The sequence below is a fragment of the Rhizobium mulingense genome (assembly GCF_029194105.1).
In the GTDB taxonomy this organism is placed as follows: Bacteria; Pseudomonadota; Alphaproteobacteria; order Rhizobiales; family Rhizobiaceae; genus Rhizobium; species Rhizobium mulingense.
This window is the reverse complement of sequence record NZ_JARFVE010000001.1, coordinates 16,388-29,633: the sequence shown is the minus strand read 5'-3', so window position 1 is coordinate 29,633 and position 13,246 is coordinate 16,388. Positions and strand designations below refer to the sequence as shown.

Below are 13,246 nucleotides of genomic sequence, written 5' to 3'. Positions count from 1 at the left end.
GCGCGCCGGCGAAAACGGCGGCGGCTTGGGCGCCGCGGGGTGCGGCAAGGTTGGAACTTGGCAGGGCGCTCCACACACTCCGTCATCCCAGGCCTTGAGCCTGGGATCCATGCGGCGAGTGAGGGTGTTGGCCGCCGGCACTGGAAACGGCAGGGGCAGCCTGTCTGTGACCGTATGTACGTCGAGCGTTGCGTGTGGATCCCAGGGTCAAGCCCTGGGATGACGGAGGGTGGGGTGAGGCTCGGGCTAGAACCGCGATGCCATCGGCCGGATGGCGGAGAGTGGAGGCCGCCGGCGAAAACGGCGGCGGCTTGGGCGCCGCGGGGTGCGGGGAGGTTGGAGTTTGGCAGGGCGCCTCCACACACTCCGTCATCCCAGGCCTTGAGCCTGGGATCCATGCGGCGAGTGCGGTGTAGGTGGTCGGCGCTGGGAAAGGCAGGGGGCACGCCCTCGTAAATTATGCACGCCGAGGGCTGCGTGTGGATCCTCGGGTCAAGCCCGAGGATGACGGAGAGGGGGAAGGGTCGGCGAAAACGGCAGCGTCGGCGGCCTGCGCTACTGCCCCTCAACGCGATCCTCACTCCCCCAGCCGCCGCCGCTCCGCCCCGGCCGCGATCGTCTGCACCAGTTCGTCCACCTCGCGTGCCAGCCGCTCCAGCGGCAATCCCACGAAGCGGCCCTCCAGGCTGATGCTGACCACGCCGTGGACGGCGCCGAAGAGGGTGCGGGCGCGGATGGCGCGGTCTTGCGGCGGCATATCGGGCTGCAGTTCGGCGAGCGGTTCGGCGATCACGTCCATCAGGAAGAGGTGTTCGTCGAGGTGCCATTGCGGCGTCGGGCTGGTGTCGGGGGGGAAGTGGTCGAACAGCGCCTTCCAGAGGTTGCGGTGCTCGACGGCGAAGGCGAGGTAGCCCTGGGCGAGGTTGCGGAGCCGATCGGTCGGGCTTTTGTCGCGGGCTTCGGGCAGGGTCAGCTTCGCCTCCAAGGCCTTCAACGTCGACGAGTTGACGTGGATGACGAGCTCGGCGAGGTCGGTAAAGACGGTGTAGAGACCGCCGAGCGCGCAGCCGGCGTCCTGGGTGATGTCGCGGGCGCGCAGGTTGGTCAGCCCGTCGCGGGCGATGCGCTCGCGCGCCGCCTCGATCAGCCGTGCCTTCAAATCCTCGCGTTTTTCTTCTCGCCTGCCGGCCATTAACCATTCCACTTCGATTTTTTGAACGACGTTCAAAATTTATCTTGAACGTCGTTCATGATTCTGCCATAACAGCACTCGTGAACAACGTTCATAAACCGGAGGCAAGAAATGTTCAAACTGATTTCCATCCTGTTGCGGGGCAGGGCGCATGATGCCGAACAGGCTTTTGCCGATCGCCACGCCGTGCCGCTGCTATCCCAGCAGATCCGCGATGCGGCGCAATCGATCCAGTCGGCACGGCGCAGCGTCGCCGTCGCCATCGCCCAGAACGAGCAGGAGAAGGCGCAGCATCAGACGATCGTCAGCCGCATCGCCGATCTCGAGACCCGCGCCTGCGCAGCACTTGATAAGGGCAATGAGGGCCTGGCGCGCGAGGCGGCCGAGGCGATCGCCTTTCTCGAGGCCGAGCGTGATGCTTCGGTCGCGGCGCAAGCCCAGTTCACCACATCGATCGGCAAGCTGAAAGCCATCGTGCGCTCGGCCGAGGCGCGGCTGCAGGAGCTGCAGCGCGGCGAGCGGCTGGCTCGCGCGACTGAAGAGGCGCAGAAGCTCGATGTCGTCGTCGCTGGCCCCGGCCTCGCCACGCTCGACGAGGCCGAGGAGACCCTGGCCCGCCTTCGCCTGCGCCAGAGCCAGAACGAGCTGACGGCCGCTGCCCTGAAGGACATGGAAAGCGCCACGCGGCCGGCCGGCATCATCGAGAAGCTTGCCAATGCCGGCTGCGGCGCGCCGCTCGCCTCATCGGCCGATGACGTGCTTGCTCGGCTGAAGAGCCGCATCACGCCGGCTGCCTGAATTCATCCATTCAACCATTCACCCCTGAAGGATCATTGCCATGAACGACAGTTTCCAGAAACATTCCGCCAGCTGGGTCAGCTTCTCCTACATCTCCTTTGGTGCTGCCGCCTTCATGCTGGCGCTCGGCCTCTATATGATGCCGCTCGATCTCTGGGGCAAAGGCTATCTCGCCATGGGCATCCTGATGCTGGTGCAGACCACGGTGAACATCACCAAGACGCTGCGCGACAATGCCGAATCCGAGAAGCTGATCCGCAAGGTCGAGGACGCCCGCACGGAAAAACTGCTCGTCAAGTTCAATCGTAGCGATGAAGATTGATCTTCCTTAACCACAGCGCAGAGTTGTTGCCGCATTCAACCAATGGGTAACAACTCTGTGGCCTTCTCAGCAGGCCTAAAGAAGGACTCCCGCCGTGCAACACAATCTGATGACGTCTAGAAAATTCGCGCCGCTGTTCTGGACCCAGTTCCTCACGGCCTTCAACGACAATTTTCTGAAGAACACGCTGGTGTTCCTCATTCTCTTCAAGATGTCGGCGAGCGAAGGCGCTGCCCTGGTGACGCTTGCCGGCGTCATCCTCATCGTGCCCTTCCTGCTGCTTTCGGCGCTCGGCGGCGAGCTTGCCGACAAGCATGACAAGGCGAGGATCGCCGAGCTGCTGAAACGCTGCGAGATCGGCATTGCCGCACTTGCCGTCGTCGGCCTCGGGCTCTCATCCATCTCAGTGCTGATGGCGGCCCTCTTCGGCTTCGGCGTCGTCTCGGCGCTGTTCGGGCCGATCAAATACGGCATCCTGCCCGATCATCTCGATCGCCGTGACCTGCCGAAGGCCAATGCCTGGATCGAAGGCGGCACCTTCATCGCCATCCTCGCCGGCACGATCATCGCAGCACTCGCCTTTTCCAGCGGCGACAATGTGCTGCTCTTCGGCTCGATGATGATGGGGCTGTCGCTGCTCTGCTGGCTTTCGAGCCGGATGATCCCGCCGACCGGCTCCAAGGCGCCGGATCTTCAGATCGACCGCAACGTCATCCGCTCCAGCTACACCCTCGTCCGGGAAATCCGCGAGGACAAGCGGCTGTGGCGCTCGGCGCTGATGAACTGCTGGTTCTGGCTGGTCGGCGCCTTCGTGCTCTCCATCCTGCCGACCATGGTGACCGAGCTGCTCGGCGGCTCCGAGCTCGTCGTGCCGGCCTATCTCACCGTCTTCGCCATCGCCGTTGCCGTCGGCTCGGCCATCGCCGCCTGGATGTCGTCCGGCCGCATCGTGCTCTTGCCGGCCCCCGTCGGCACGGCGCTGCTCGGCCTCTTCAGCCTCGATCTCGCCTGGAACCTCTGGGGCCTGGCCTCGACCGCGCACGCGACGACCATCCTCGATTTCTTCGCCGGCGAAAACACCATCCGCGTCGCCATCGATCTCGCCGGCATGGCGATCGCGGGCGCCTTCATCGCCGTTCCCACCTTCGCCGCGCTGCAGACCTGGGCGCATGAGGACCGCCGCGCCCGCGTCATCGGCGCGGCCAACGTGCTCTCGGCGCTGTTCATCACCGTCGGCCTCGGCCTCGTCGCCGTCATCCAGGCGCTCGGCGCCTCCATTCCTCAGATCCTGGTCGGCCTCGGCATTCTCAATTTCGCCGTCGCCTGGCTGATGCTGAAGACGCTGCCGACCAATCCTTTCCGCGATTCCATCTCGATCCTGTTCCGCGCCTTCATGCGCCTCGAAGTCGAGGGGCTGGAGAATATCAAGAAGGCCGGCCGCGCGCCGATCATTGCACTGAACCATGTCAGCCTGCTCGACGGCGCTTTGGCGCTCGCCATCACCGAGGAGGAGCCGACCTTCGCCGTCGATTACAAGATCGCCCAGGCTTGGTGGGTGCGGCCCTTCCTGAAAATGTGCAAGTTCCTGCCTCTCGACCCGACGAAGCCGATGGCGACGCGCTCGCTGATCAAGGTGGTGCAGGACGGCAACCCGATCGGCATTTTCCCCGAGGGCCGCCTGACGGTGACCGGCACGCTGATGAAGGTCTATGACGGCGCCGCCATGGTTGCCGACAAGACCGGCTCGATGGTCGTGCCGGTCAAGATCGACGGGCTGGAGAAGAGCTATCTCTCCTATCTCAGCGACGGCAAGATCCGCCGCCGGCTGTTCCCAAAGGTCAAGGTCACCATTCTCGAGCCGGTGAAGCTGGAAGTAGCGCCGGAGCTGAAAGGCCGCAAGCGCCGCACGGCGGCAGGTGCCGCCCTCTATCAGGTGATGTCGAACCTGCTGTTTCAGACCGCCGATACCTCGTCGACCGTGCTTACCCGCGTCATTCAGGCCGGCCACGAATTCGGCATGAAGAAACTCGCCGTCGAGGATCCGGTCACCGGCAGCCTCACCTATGGCAAGCTCTTGACCGGTGCCGCCGTGCTCGGCGCCAAGTTCCGCGCCCGCTTCCCGGAAGCATACATCGGCGTCATGCTGCCGAATGCCAATGGCGCCGCCGCCACCACTCTCGGCGTCATGAGCGCGGGCAAGGTGCCGGCCATGCTGAATTTTACCGCCGGCGCCGCCAACATCCTCTCCGCCTGCAAGGCGGCGGAAGTGAAACATGTGCTGACCTCGCGCGCGTTCGTCGCCCAGGCCAAGCTCGGGGCGGTCGTCGAGGAGCTGCAAAAGCAGGTGACGATCGTCTGGCTTGATGATCTGAGAGCCGAAGTCGGCCTTCTCGACAAGATCCGCGGGCTTCTCCGCAAGGGGCGGCCGCTTGTCAAGCGCCAGCCGGATGATCCGGCCGTCATCCTCTTCACCTCAGGCTCGGAAGGCACGCCGAAGGGCGTGGTGCTGACCCACCGCAACATCCTGTCGAACGCCGCCCAGGCCGCCGCCCGCATCGATTTCCACAGCGGCGACAAGGTGTTCAACATCCTGCCGGTGTTCCATTCCTTCGGGCTGACGGCCGGCACGGTGCTGCCGCTGATATCAGGCGTGCCGGTCTATTTCTATCCCTCGCCGCTGCATTACCGCATCGTGCCGGAACTGATCTATGTCTCGAACGCCACGATCATCTTCGGCACCGACACCTTCCTCAACGGTTATGCCAGGACCGCGCATCCTTACGACTTCCGCTCGATCCGCTATATCTTCTCCGGCGCGGAGCCGGTGAAGGCCTCGACCCGCCAGACCTATATGGAAAAATTCGGCCTGCGCATCCTGGAAGGCTATGGCGTCACCGAGACCGCGCCGGTCATCTCAATCAACACGCCGATGTACAACCGCTCCGGAACGGTCGGCAAAATCCTGCCGGGCATGGAATGGAAGCTCGAACCGGTGCCCGGCATCGATGAGGGCGGCCGACTGCATGTGCGCGGCGCCAACGTCATGGCCGGTTACCTTCGCGCCGAAAAGCCCGGCGTGCTCGAGCCGCTCGCCGACGGCTGGCACGACACCGGCGACATCGTCACCATCGACGAGGACGGTTTCGTCAAGATCCGCGGCCGCGCCAAGCGCTTCGCCAAGATCGGCGGCGAAATGATCTCGCTCGCCGCCGTCGAAACGCTCGCCGCCGAGCTCTGGCCCGGCGCGCTCTCGGTCGTCTCGTCGCTGCCCGACGCCAAGAAGGGCGAGCGCCTGGTGCTGCTCACCGAAGCCGAAACCGCCACCCGCGCCGAATTCCTCGCCTTCGCCAAATCGAAGGGCGCCATGGACATGATGGTCCCGGCCGAGGTCACCATCGGCAAGGTGCCGGTGCTCGGCTCCGGCAAGGTCGATTTCGTCGCGGCGCGGAAGCTGGCGGAGAGCGTGGCTGAGAAGGGGGAGGCGGCCTAGGCGGAGGGTGGGATGCAGGGGAGGGCACCACCTCTCCTGCGTCATCCCCGGATCACCTCTGCTCCTCCATTCCTGATTTCACTTTTCCTCCGTCAACCTGGCCATACCTCTCCTCCTTCCCAGGCACCACTTTTCCTCCGCCAACCCGGCGCTACCTCTCCTCCTCTAAGCCGGCACCACCTCTCCTCCGTCATCCCAGGGCTTGACCCTGGGATCCATGCGGCTGGCATCAAGTGGATCGCGATGGCGCCCGGTTGCAGAGAAATAGAAGTCCGCGTGCTTGGTTGTGGATCCCAGGGTCAAGCCCTAGGATGACGGAGGGTGTGGTCGGCGTTCTCGCCAAACGCACCGGCGATGCAGCTTGCGCGCCGCGCTCCGCCGCAGCTTCATTGCGCCCGGCGCGGCTTGGGGCTCCGGCACGCCCTCCGCCATCAACCCGGCACTACCTCTCCTCCGTCATCCCAGGGCCTGACCCTGGGATCCATGCGGCTTGCATCAAGTGGATCGCGATGGCGCCCGGTTGCAGAGAAATAGAAGTCCGCGTGCTTGGTCGTGGATCCCAAGGTCAAGCCCTGGGATGACGGAGGGTGTGGTCGGCGTTCTTGCCAAACGCACCGGCAAGACAGTTTGCGTCGCCGCGCTCGCGGTTGGCTTCATCGCGTCCGGCGCGGCTTATGGTCCCGGCAGCACCTCTGCTCCGTCCACCGATACCTCCTCTTCATCGCAAGCCAAGCACTACCCTCTCCACCGCTCAACCCGGCACCACCCTTGCACCATCAGCCCGATACGGCCTCCTGCGCCATCCCTGGCACTACCTCTCCTGCGCCAGGCCGGCACCACCTCTCTTCCGTCATCCCAGGGCTTGACCCTGGGATCCATGCGGCTGGCACTGAGTGGACTGAGATGGGGTCCAACTCAGTGAAATTATTAAGCCCCGTGCTTGGTCGTGGATCCCAGGGTCAAGCCCTGGGATGACGGAGAGTGTGGTTGGCGTTCTTGCCAAACGCACCGGCGATGCAGCTTGCGGCGCCGCGCTCCGCCGCAGCTTCATCGCGCCGGGGCGGCTTGTCGGCCGGCGCGATCTCTGTTGCGTTCACCCCGACACCACCTCTCCGCCGGCAATCCAAGCACCACCTCTCCACCGGCAACCCGGCACTACCTCTCCTCCGTCATCCCAGGGCTTGACCCTGGGATCCATGGCCGCACGCGCTGCCGTCGCATCACCACAGCGTAAGATAGAGATCATCCCATTCAGGGTTCATCGCCTCGACCAGATCGATCTTCCATTGCCGGTTCCAGCGTTTCAACGACTTCTCGCGCTGGATGGCACTGCCGATGTCCCAATGCTCCTCGTACCAGACGAGACGGGTGCAGCCATATTTCCAGGCAAAGCCCGGCGTCAGCCCCTCGCGATGCTCATAGATGCGTCGCTCCAGATCGGATGTCACGCCGATATAGAGGGTGCCGTTTTTCTGGTTGGTGACGATGTAGACATACCCTGCCATGGCGGCAGAGTGCTTGGTTGTGGATCCCAGGGTCAAGCCCTGGGATGACGGAGAGTGTGATTGGCGTGCTCGCTAAACGCACCGGCGACGGAGCTTGCGGTGCTGCGCTCGCGTTAGATTCATGGAGCCCGGCGCGGCTTGGGGGCCTGACACCATCTCTCTCCGCCCATCCGCTACCTTCTCTCCCATCCTTCTACGGCCAACCCGGCACCACCTCTGCTCCATTATCCGGGCACCACCTCTCCTCGGTCCACCTGGCACCACCTCTCCTCCGTCATCCCAGGGCTTGACCCTGGGATCCACAGCCACGCACGCGGCTTCACCTTTTTCCCACGGGAAATGCTACTGCTCTTCACACAGTGCCAGCCGCATGGATCCCAGGGTCAAGCCCTGGGGATGACGGAGCGTGTGGCTGGCGTTCCCAGGGGTCAAGCTCTGGGATGGCGGAAGGTGAGGTCGGCGGTTTCGCCAGACGCATCCCCCGAGGAATTCTCTGGCGCGCCGCGGCGTCGGCTTGTGCTCGCACGCTCCGCCGTCTTCAGCCTGAGACCGAGCACCAGCGGCACGGCGAGCGCATAGACGGCGACGACCGATAGCCAGATGGCGCCCGGCCATTCCTCTCGGAAGAGGAAATAGAGGCTGGAAAAGCCGAGCGGCGCCACGATCGAGGCGAGGCTGACGGCCGAGGCGAGCACGCCCTGGAACTGGCCCTGGCTGTTCGCGTCGACCTGCCGGGTCGCGAGCGACTGCAGCGCCGGCACGCCGATGCCGCCGAGCGTGAAAACCGGCATGATCGCGAAGATCATCCAGCCCTGGCCGGCAAAGGCCATGACGGCGAGCGCGAGGGAGACGCCGGCAACACCCACGAGGATCGCCGCGCGTTCGCCGAGCAGTTTCACGGCTGGTCCGGGCAGCAAGGCCTGGGCAAACGTCTGGCAGATGCCGAAGGCGCCCAGCGAAAGGCCGATCGACAGCCCGTTCCAGTGAAAAGCATCGCTGCCCCACAGCGCCCAGCAGGTGCCGTAGGCCTCGCCGGTGGCGCTGAAGATGAAGAACAGGATGACGATGGGCAGCAGGCTTTTGACCTCCAGCACCGAGCGCAGCGGTTTCAGCGGGTTGAGCGCAGCGAGATCGATCGTCTCGCGGCTGCCCGGGCGCGATTCCGGCAGGATGAAGACGGCAAGCAGCAGGTTGGCGCCATTCAGTACGGCGGCCGCGATAAAGGGCAGCCGCAGCCAATGATCGCCGAGCACGCCGCCGAGCACCGGGCCGATGATGAAGCCGAGGCCGAACATGGCGTTGAACAGGCCGAAGCGGCGGGCGCGTTTCTCTTCCGGCGAGATGTCGGTGATATAGGCTGTCGCCACCGAGATATTGGCGCTGGTCAGCCCGGCGATCGCCCGGCCGATGAACAGTAGGGTCAGATTGGCCGCAAAGGCGAGGAAGAGGTAGTTGACGGCAGCACCGGCGAGCGAAATCAGCAGCACGGGGCGGCGGCCGAGCCGGTCGCTCAGCGCCCCGAGCACCGGCGCGAAGATGAACTGCATCAGCGCATAGAGCGCCGTCATCGCGCCGATAGTGGGCGCGACGTTTGCGGCATGGGTGATGTCCTTGAGCAGCGACGGCAGGATCGGGAAAATCAGCCCGATGCCGACGGCATCGAGAACAATGGCGGTGAAAATGACGATAAGAGATCTGGTCATGGGTGCGTTCCGGGTCGACGCAAGCAGGCAGCGCCGACAGAGTGCGCCGATAGCTCACGATGAGGCCTGATCTGGTCAGGCACTGGTTTCAGGGAGGTGCTGGCCGAACCATGGCTGATGCGCATGGCGGGCCTGTGCTCGACCGCCTGGACGACCCATTCGTCCACCTGTTTACTCCGCCACTGAGCGGATCAAGGGAGGCAGTCGCTTTTCGCGACGGAGAAGAGATACGCTGGAAGGTTGAGTAGGGCAAGCCTGTTTTTGTGTGGGGGATGGTTGCGGCTGTGACGCTTTGTGGCGCCGCGCTCGCGGTTCGCTCACCGCGCTCGGCGCGGCTTTTGGTCCCGGCACTACCTCTGCTCCGTCGACCCCGGCACCACCTCTCCACCGCCAACGCTGCATCACGTCTCCACCGCCAACCGGGCCTCCACCGTCACCCCGGCACTACCTCTCCTCTTCCATCCCGGGCACCATTTCTCCTCCGTCATCCCAGGGCTTGACCCTGGGATCCATGCGGCTGGCACTGGGCGAACAGCGAAGGCGCTCCGCTGCAGAGAAATAGAAGTCCGCGTGCTTGGCTATGGATCCCAGGGTCAAGCCCTGGGATGACGGAGGGTGTGGTTGGCTTTGTTGCCAGACGCACCGCCGATGCAGCTCGCGGCACCACCTCTGCCCCTCCATCCCCAGCACCACTTCTCCTCCGTCGTCCCAGTACCGCCGATCTCCAGGCAGGAAAGCGCGTCGCGTCCCGCCGCCCATCGCGCCATCATCAACGATACGGCCCCCAATGACGCGTTTCGCCTGTCGTTCGGCGCATATGAGCTTGTCCTCTCCGAGCACTCACTTCACCATGACGGCGACTTCAGCTCCGGGAACAGACAGGCAGGCCATGACAGATATCGCGCAGATGCAGGAACAGCGATTGAACGCCCTTCGACAGACCGCGTCGGGTGCGCCGAAGCTGCCGTCCAACCCGTTTTTCGGCGTCGGGCCGATCACCGATGCGACGACCGACGAAGTCGATAGCCGCCTCAGGCGCATCGCCTTCGACGCCTGGATCGAGAAGACCTATCGCAAGTTCGACGACAAGGGCAACGATATCGACGGATTCACCACGGCCGAGATTTCCCGCAGCATGCATCGCGGCTATCCGGCCGATAAGATCCTCACCGACATGATGCGGGCGATCCATCGCTATTTCGGCTTCCCGAAGGAGAACCGCATGGCGGTCGGGCTCGGCGGCGGCCATAGCGGCTTCACCGTCTGCATCCAGCACCTGATGAATGCCAATGACGCCGCCCAGCGCATCTATGTCGATACGCCACGGCCGGAGAGCGATCCATCCAAGGCGGCCGGCTTCTTCCGCCAGTCCTGGGCTACGCAGCTGATCGAGATGCAGCGCTTCGCCGAAAAGGGTTGCGAGAGCCGCATCCATTTCGCCGCCTCCGAGGGCGTGATCCCGACGGCGGCCGAACTGTCCAACCTCGGCGTGTCGATCTTCGTCGGCGTCGGCCACGAGACGACAGGGGCGAACGCCTATACCAGCGCCGAGATCCGCGAGCTCCTCAACTGGCTCGACGGCGATCCGGCCAACCGCCATGCGGTGTTCGACGCCACTTCGATGCTCGGCGCCATGCCCTGGGAGCCTGAGCTCGTCAGCGCCGTCATGGCGAAATGCTGCCTGTTCATGCCCTTCCAGAAGGCGATCGGGGGCATCTCCGGTTATTTCGTCGCCTCCTTCACGCCGCATGCCCTTGCGCTGATCGAGAAGAACCAGCAGGATCCCGCCTGGGCGATCCCGCGCCAGCTGAAGATCGCCCCGCCGATCGATCCGCGGCAGCCGTTTTCGGCCAAGCGCTCGGTCGATGCCGGGCCGTTCTACGATGCCGGCGAAGACCGCATGCTCGGCGGCGTCATCAACACCTATAGCGCGCTCGCCTTTGCCGAGACCACCTTCGGCCTGCTGCAGTCGGAAGCCCGGGTCGGCTCCGTCGTCGAGCTCAACCGCCGCTCCGCCGCCAATCGCGCCGTGATCGACGAATGGGTCAAGGCGCATCCGCTGCTGTCGCTGACCGTCACCGATGCCGAGCGCCGTGGCGCGGCCGTGACGCTGCTGAAGGTCGAGGATACTGACATCACCGATGCCGGCATCCACGCCCGCATCATCGCCCGCTCCAAGCAGCTGCTCGGTTATGAGGGCATCACCCATCCGAACGGCGAATATGAGCCCGGCCTCGACGCGGCCCGCTACGTCAACGCCTTCCCGGGCACACCCGGCGACTACCGCGCCTGGGTCGGCGGCATCCGCGAGCCCGAGGATGTCATGGCCCTCCTGGAAAATCTGCAATATGCCTATCTGCGCGCCAAGATCGTCGTGCTCGAGGAGGAGCTCGCCAAACACGGCGTGACCTTCGAGGCGCCTGCCAAGGCCGATGGCGCCGTGCGCAAGGACGATCCGAACCGCGCCTATACGGTGCTGATCGCCGATCTCGTCGGCCTGCGCTTCGGCGCCGACGGCGAACCCGACTATAGCGAGGTCAAGGCCTATATCGAGGAGAAGGGCGGCAGCTTCCATCTCGGCCCGCTCAGCGATCGTTCGGCGCTCGAAAAGGGCCGCATCCACTTTTTCTATCAGCCGAACCTCAGCACCGAGGCGGAGATCCTGCCGCAGACCGACAAGGGCCAGTATGACGCGCTGATCGCGGCGGCGACCTTCATCCCGAAGGCCTCCGTCTTTTCGCTCGGCGGCGTGCGCATCGGCGCCGGCACCGGCAATATGGGCTCGGCCTCCTGGGGCGGCGGCAACGGCGAGGGCGGCAATGCGCCCCTGATGAACACGCCGGGCATCAACAGCCGGGCGACTGCCCAGATGGCTTTCAAGGCGATCCTGAAGGTCGTTCCCGACCTGCCGGTCGACCGGCTGCACCGGATGGTCGCCGGCGGCGATTTCGATACCGGCCGCCAGCTGAAGGATTTCCCGACGGCCAAGCTCGAGGGCCGCAAGCTCGCCGTCCTCGGCTACGGCAATATCGGCCGCGAAGTCGCCAAGCTCGCCAAGGCCTTCGGCATGAAGGTGGCGATCTATGCCCGCGAGCATCACAGGCGCTGGATCGAGGCGGAAGGTTTCGACTATGCCGCAAGCCCGGTCGAAGCGGCAAGCGGCGCCGACGTGCTCTCCGTCCATATCGGCCTCGGCCGCCTGGATGCGGCGACCGGCACCTATTCCAATGCCGGCACCGTTAATGCCAAGGTGCTCGGCGCCATGAAGGACGGCGCGGTGCTGGTCAATTACGACCGCGGCGAAGTCGTCGATGCCAATGCGCTCGATGCAGCGCTTGCCTCCGGCAAGATCGCGCACGCGGCAATCGACGCCGACCTCTTCAGGGATGCCGCGACCGGCACGCTCAGCGGCCCGATGCTGCCTTACCTGCCGCTCGAAGCGCGCCACAAGGGCAAGCTGGAGCTCTTGCCGCATGCCGCCGCCGACACCGACCACCCCTCGCGGGTGACCGGAGCCAAGCAGGCGGTCGACCAGATCTTCGACGTCATCCGCTTCAAGTCGGTCGTCAATCTCAAGGGCGACCTGCCGGAAGGCTACGTCTCCGGCGGCAGCCGCACGCCGGCCGGCATCGGCAAGGTGACGAAGCAGGTCGTCGCCGAGGCCGGAAGCAAGGCGGAACTGCTCGAGGAATTGCGCCAGGTCTCGGAAAAGATCGCCGCCATCACCGGCGCGCTATCGGCGGTTTCAGATCCGGATCACCGCGGCCGGATCGTCGAGCGTTATACCGGCCTGCTCGTCGAAAGCGCCGACCGGCAGCGGGCGCTGCTCGACCAGCTCGGCCTGTATGGGCCGGCGGAGGGGTGAGACCACTAACGGCTCGGCGAATGGCGATGCTTTCCTCGTCGCTGACGCCGTGCCGTGCGGCCCCCTCATCCGACCCTGGCGGCCACCTTCTCCCCGCTGGGGAGAAGAGGGGAACGCGCGGCCTCACCATCGACCCTCTTGGATGGCGTGCTTTTGAGCAGGCTGGTTCTGTTTGCCAGTGTCGGAGCGACTTGCTCCCTCTTCTCCCCAGCGGGGAGAAGGTGGCCCGCAGGGCCGGATGAGGGGGCCGCGCGGCACAACCGAACATCATCATTTCCGTGCCCGATCTCATTACCTGCATCGATCCGCAGCTGCCTCTCATGCGGATGCTTTGAGGCTGAACTTGAGCCCAAAACAAAACAGGCGGCACA

The 13,246-nt window shown here is 64.8% G+C and carries 7 protein-coding genes; 4 read left to right on the top strand and 3 right to left on the bottom strand.

Translation table 11 applies throughout. The features are described 5' to 3' along the window. Positions 1-577: 577 nt before the first annotated feature. Positions 578-1,192 (bottom strand): TetR/AcrR family transcriptional regulator, encoded by a 615-nt coding sequence (locus PYR71_RS00145; RefSeq protein ID WP_275617791.1) that lies wholly within the window; start codon positions 1,190-1,192, stop codon positions 578-580. A 111-nt stretch (positions 1,193-1,303) separates the two neighbouring features. Between PYR71_RS00145 and PYR71_RS00140 the strand changes: the two genes are divergently transcribed. From PYR71_RS00140 to PYR71_RS00130, 3 genes are all read left to right on the top strand, one after another. Then, positions 1,304-1,990: a PspA/IM30 family protein gene (locus PYR71_RS00140; protein WP_275617788.1), complete on the top strand. Its 687-nt coding sequence runs from the start codon at positions 1,304-1,306 to the stop codon at positions 1,988-1,990. A gap of 40 nt (positions 1,991-2,030) precedes the next feature. After that, the gene (locus tag PYR71_RS00135; protein ID WP_011424367.1) at positions 2,031-2,312 is read left to right on the top strand and encodes a YiaA/YiaB family inner membrane protein; all 282 of its coding nucleotides are present in this window, start codon (positions 2,031-2,033) and stop codon (positions 2,310-2,312) included. 94 nt (positions 2,313-2,406) lie between these two features. Next, positions 2,407-5,802 (top strand): acyl-[ACP]--phospholipid O-acyltransferase, encoded by a 3,396-nt coding sequence (locus PYR71_RS00130; protein WP_275617787.1) that lies wholly within the window; start codon positions 2,407-2,409, stop codon positions 5,800-5,802. Between the two features lie 1,220 nt (positions 5,803-7,022). Here PYR71_RS00130 and PYR71_RS00125 read toward each other — a convergent pair. Together PYR71_RS00125 and PYR71_RS00120 are read right to left on the bottom strand one after the other, a co-directional pair. Continuing rightward, positions 7,023-7,307: a GIY-YIG nuclease family protein gene (locus PYR71_RS00125; RefSeq protein WP_020920629.1), complete on the bottom strand. Its 285-nt coding sequence runs from the start codon at positions 7,305-7,307 to the stop codon at positions 7,023-7,025. A gap of 428 nt (positions 7,308-7,735) precedes the next feature. Next, positions 7,736-9,037, bottom strand: a complete 1,302-nt coding sequence (locus tag PYR71_RS00120) for a TCR/Tet family MFS transporter (RefSeq protein WP_323115718.1) — start codon at positions 9,035-9,037, stop codon at positions 7,736-7,738. Between the two features lie 862 nt (positions 9,038-9,899). On the opposite strand from PYR71_RS00120, the gene PYR71_RS00115 reads away from it, so the two are divergent. Then, positions 9,900-12,875 carry an NAD(P)-dependent oxidoreductase gene (locus PYR71_RS00115; RefSeq protein ID WP_275617785.1) on the top strand — a complete coding sequence of 992 codons (2,976 nt, stop codon included), beginning with the start codon at positions 9,900-9,902 and terminating at the stop codon, positions 12,873-12,875. The last annotated feature ends 371 nt before the right edge of the window (positions 12,876-13,246 follow it).

Excerpts from the sequence above, each read along its gene's own strand:
- PYR71_RS00140 (WP_275617788.1), top strand. The coding sequence starts at position 1,304 with ATGTTCAAACTGATTTCCATCCTGTTGCGGGGCAGGGCGCATGATGCC.
- PYR71_RS00125 (WP_020920629.1), bottom strand. The coding sequence starts at position 7,307 with ATGGCAGGGTATGTCTACATCGTCACCAACCAGAAAAACGGCACCCTC.
- PYR71_RS00115 (WP_275617785.1), top strand. The coding sequence starts at position 9,900 with ATGACAGATATCGCGCAGATGCAGGAACAGCGATTGAACGCCCTTCGA.
- PYR71_RS00135 (WP_011424367.1), top strand. The coding sequence starts at position 2,031 with ATGAACGACAGTTTCCAGAAACATTCCGCCAGCTGGGTCAGCTTCTCC.
- PYR71_RS00145 (WP_275617791.1), bottom strand. The coding sequence starts at position 1,192 with ATGGCCGGCAGGCGAGAAGAAAAACGCGAGGATTTGAAGGCACGGCTG.